Source organism: uncultured Thiocystis sp. (genome assembly GCF_903866365.1).
In the GTDB taxonomy this organism is placed as follows: Bacteria; Pseudomonadota; Gammaproteobacteria; order Chromatiales; family Chromatiaceae; genus Chromatium.
The window spans coordinates 1-3,137 of the sequence record NZ_CAIPNF010000247.1 but is presented as its reverse complement, the minus strand read 5'-3'; the positions used below and the strand labels follow the sequence as shown (position 1 = coordinate 3,137).

6 protein-coding genes and 1 pseudogene are annotated in these 3,137 nt (G+C 62.2%); 5 read left to right on the top strand and 2 right to left on the bottom strand.

The features are described from left to right. A pseudogene (locus QZY07_RS13945) lies at positions 1-201 on the bottom strand (hypothetical protein); the annotation flags it as partial. Between the two features lie 390 nt (positions 202-591). Between QZY07_RS13945 and QZY07_RS13940 the strand changes: the two are divergent. From QZY07_RS13940 to QZY07_RS13925, 4 genes are all read left to right on the top strand, one after another. Next, positions 592-888 (top strand): type II toxin-antitoxin system Phd/YefM family antitoxin, encoded by a 297-nt coding sequence (locus tag QZY07_RS13940; RefSeq protein WP_295403786.1) that lies wholly within the window; start codon positions 592-594, stop codon positions 886-888. Further along, positions 885-1,319, top strand: coding sequence for a type II toxin-antitoxin system VapC family toxin (locus QZY07_RS13935; protein ID WP_295403784.1), 435 nt, complete (start codon positions 885-887; stop codon positions 1,317-1,319). The genes QZY07_RS13940 and QZY07_RS13935 overlap by 4 nt, the downstream gene beginning before the upstream one ends. Positions 1,320-1,405: 86 nt before the next feature. Then, a complete protein-coding gene (locus QZY07_RS13930; protein WP_295403782.1) occupies positions 1,406-1,744 on the top strand; it encodes a helix-turn-helix domain-containing protein in 339 nt (112 codons plus the stop codon). Between the two features lie 22 nt (positions 1,745-1,766). Further along, a complete protein-coding gene (locus tag QZY07_RS13925; RefSeq protein WP_295403779.1) occupies positions 1,767-2,183 on the top strand; it encodes a hypothetical protein in 417 nt (138 codons plus the stop codon). A 79-nt stretch (positions 2,184-2,262) separates the two neighbouring features. On the opposite strand, the gene QZY07_RS13920 is transcribed toward QZY07_RS13925, so the two are convergent. After that, positions 2,263-2,595 carry a tyrosine-type recombinase/integrase gene (locus QZY07_RS13920; protein ID WP_295403789.1) on the bottom strand — a complete coding sequence of 111 codons (333 nt, stop codon included), beginning with the start codon at positions 2,593-2,595 and terminating at the stop codon, positions 2,263-2,265. 90 nt (positions 2,596-2,685) lie between these two features. On the opposite strand from QZY07_RS13920, the gene QZY07_RS13915 reads away from it, so the two are divergent. Continuing rightward, positions 2,686-3,137, top strand: a 452-nt coding sequence (locus QZY07_RS13915) for a transposase (RefSeq protein ID WP_295403776.1), incomplete at its 3' end; no start/stop codon positions are given.

The window sequence follows — 3,137 nt, the reverse complement described above, 5'->3', positions numbered from 1 at the left end:
GGCCGACGAGCGGCCCGAGGTGAAGAAGGCGCGGGTGCGTCCGGGCGGGATCTGGATCGGCTGGTTCAACCGCAGCGCGCTCCCTGGCGGGATTACCACCCACTCGCCCGGCACGGACTCGCGGACGAGGGTTTGACAGGCGCCGAGGAGCAGGACTGTCAGGCAGATGGTGATGTAGCGGAACCAGGAGCGCGTGGTCATCTTGCCTTCCGACACGGTAGTTGATGAAGGAGCGTAAATGATGGCGGGCGTTGAGTCTGCAACGTGTTGAGTGGTGCGAGGGGCGATAGATTGGGCTCCAAGGGGACTGTGATAGTCAGTGAGCGATCACCTTTGGCCACACAGTCTCGCATCGTGGGCGACAGGTCAACGCGGATTGCTGTCAGTCGAGCTACCTTGCCCAGTGACGGGTCTGCCCCTCAGCGGTCACCGGCGTCTGGAGACCTCCGCGACCGGAGTCGGCAACGCAGCGGCCAGCCGCGTCATCTCCCCAAGCGGCCGCTCGCAGACCGCGGCGTCACGAGCGCTTGCGGGACAGGCATCTCGGGGCTAAAGTCTATCTAGTCAGCCTGACCACTTTGGAGTCGAACCATGAGCCCTCGCCGAGTTCAGCAAGCCTCTCGCCCTGATGAGACAGGCTGTTGGCAGCTTCAGGAAGCCAAGGCCCGGTTGAGTGAAGTCGTTCGCCGGGCCGTCGAATGTGGACCCCAGCATGTGACCGTCAATGGGGAAGCACGAGCCGTCGTCCTCTCGGCGGCGGAGTACGTTCGTCTGCGGGGACAACCCACTGGCCGCGCCTTGGTGGATCTCATGGCAGACTCGCCACTCGGCGATATCGTCTTTGAGCATCCGAAGGTCAAGGGGCCAGTTCGGGCCGTGACGCTATGAATGGTTGGCTGCTGGATACCAATGTGCTCTCCGAGCTACGGCGACAGAAGCCGTCACCCGCCGTCGTTGACTTCGTCAGCGCGCAACCCCTGGATCGTCTTTTTGTCAGCGAGGTGACCTTTGCCGAGATCCGGTTCGGTATCGAATTGGTCTCCGAACCCGCCCGTCGCGCCGAGCTCAGGCAATGGCTGGACCATCGCCTCAGGCCCATGTTTACGCACCGGGTATTGGCCATCACCGAAGACATCCTGCTGGATTGGCGTCTCATCATCGAGACCGGTCGAAAGGCTGGGCATACGTTCAGCCACCCGGACGTCCTGATCGCCGCCACGGCGTTCCGGCATGGTTTGGCGGTGGTGACGCGAGATCCCAGCGATTTTATGGCCGCGGGCGTGACCGCCATCGATCCCTGGATGGCCAAGGTGCCGTAGCCGTCAGCCTCACCCACCTTGCGGGCAACGCCCCACTGCAGTCAGTCCTTGAAAGCTCATCACGTCCAATGATGGAGAGTCGACGTTTGCTGGGTGCCTGCATTGGGCGAGGCGAGTCCGTTCGGTTGTGCCTGATCGACAGCGAGGCCGATGTGACGGTGCCTGTCTCGGCGATTCACATGCTGGTCGACATCCTGAGCCAGATGACGCAGGGGAACGCGGTGTCACTGATGCCGATTCACGCCGAGCTGACGACCCAGCAGGCCGCCAATCTGCTGAATGTCTCTCGGCCTTTTCTCGTGAAGCAACTGGAGGCTGGTGCAAGTCCCTTCTACAAGGTGGGTCGGCATCGTCGGATCCGTTTCTCCGATCTGATGGCGTATCACGAACGGCTCGGTCCAACAGAGTGCCAATGCCGCCGATGAGCTTGCGGCCCAGGCTCAGGAATTGGGCCTGGGCTATTCGGTGGCGGGCTTCGGGGTCATCTACGATGCGTGCCTCTTCTACCCAGCGCCGCCGCGGGATTTGATGATTCGTCTGGCGCAGACGCGCCGCTTTCGCGCCCGCTGGACGCATGTGTTGGCGGCCGCCATCCGTGGTGGTGCCCAGACGATCGTCACCACGAGCCGCAAGGATTTCCCCCGGGAATCGCTCGCCGACTTCGACATGACTCCCCGCCATCCAGATAACTTCATCCTGGATCTGGCCGACCTCGATCTGGCCATTGTGACGACGGCGGCGAAGTGCCAGCGTGCGGCACTCAAGAATCCACCGTTCTCGGCGGAGATCTTCGTCGACACGCTGCGACGCCAGGGGCTACCAGGCGTCGCAGGGTTCCTGCAGAGCCAGATCGGTTTGATCTGAGCATCGACTCTGCGGCCTGGCTCGCGAACCGGGTCTCCCTGAGCAGCAGCCAGTCGATGACTGAGCGCCAATGGTTATCTCAGCACTCGATGTGCTCCGCAATGTCGAGTGCGTCGTCAACCTCAACACCCAAGTACCTAACGGTGCTCTCGATCTTGCGATGCCCTAGGAGTCGCTGAACGGCGCGCAAGTTCTTGGTCTGACGGTCGATCAACGTCGCCTTGGTCCGTCGCAAGGAATGCGTCCCATACTCCTGCGGATCAGCGCCCATGAGCTTGATCCAGCGCTTGACGATGCGCGCGTACTGACGGGCGGATAAGTGCGGCGAGCCGCTCTGCCGACTGGGGAAGAGATAGTCCGCGGACGACAACGCCGCCTCTTTGATCCAGTCCTCCGCAGACTTAGCCCGGATTATTCATAAAAGCGGGCGACACTCGTTTAACCAATTGATAAAATTGGTGTTCCGCCAAGAACGCTTCGGAGAAGCCAAACGAGGTCGCCCATGTCCCAGTTTACCCAAGAGCCGCTGCGATTTCCTCCCGTCGACGGACTGAGCGTGCGCGCCGACTTCGACGGCGGGGCGATGTCGTCTGACTTCGGCCCCTTGATTCTGCGCGGCGTCGACCAGCAGATCGGTCTGACCGAGCGTCTCGCCCAAGTCATCGACGATCGGCGCCACCCCTCCGACGTCACCCATCTCCTGCGCGACCGGATCGCCCAGCGCACCTTTCAGATCGACTGCGGATACGCAGATGGCAACGACGCCAATGCGCTGCGCCGCGATCCGCTGTTCAAGCTCGGCGTGGAGCGTCGTCCTTTGGATGAGGCGATGGACTTGGCCAGTGGGCCGACGTTCTCGCGCCTGGAGAATGCCGTCTCGACCAAGGACATTGATCGGATGGCACAAGCCTTCGTCGATCCGTTCATTGCCAGCTACCCCGAGGCACCCGAGGT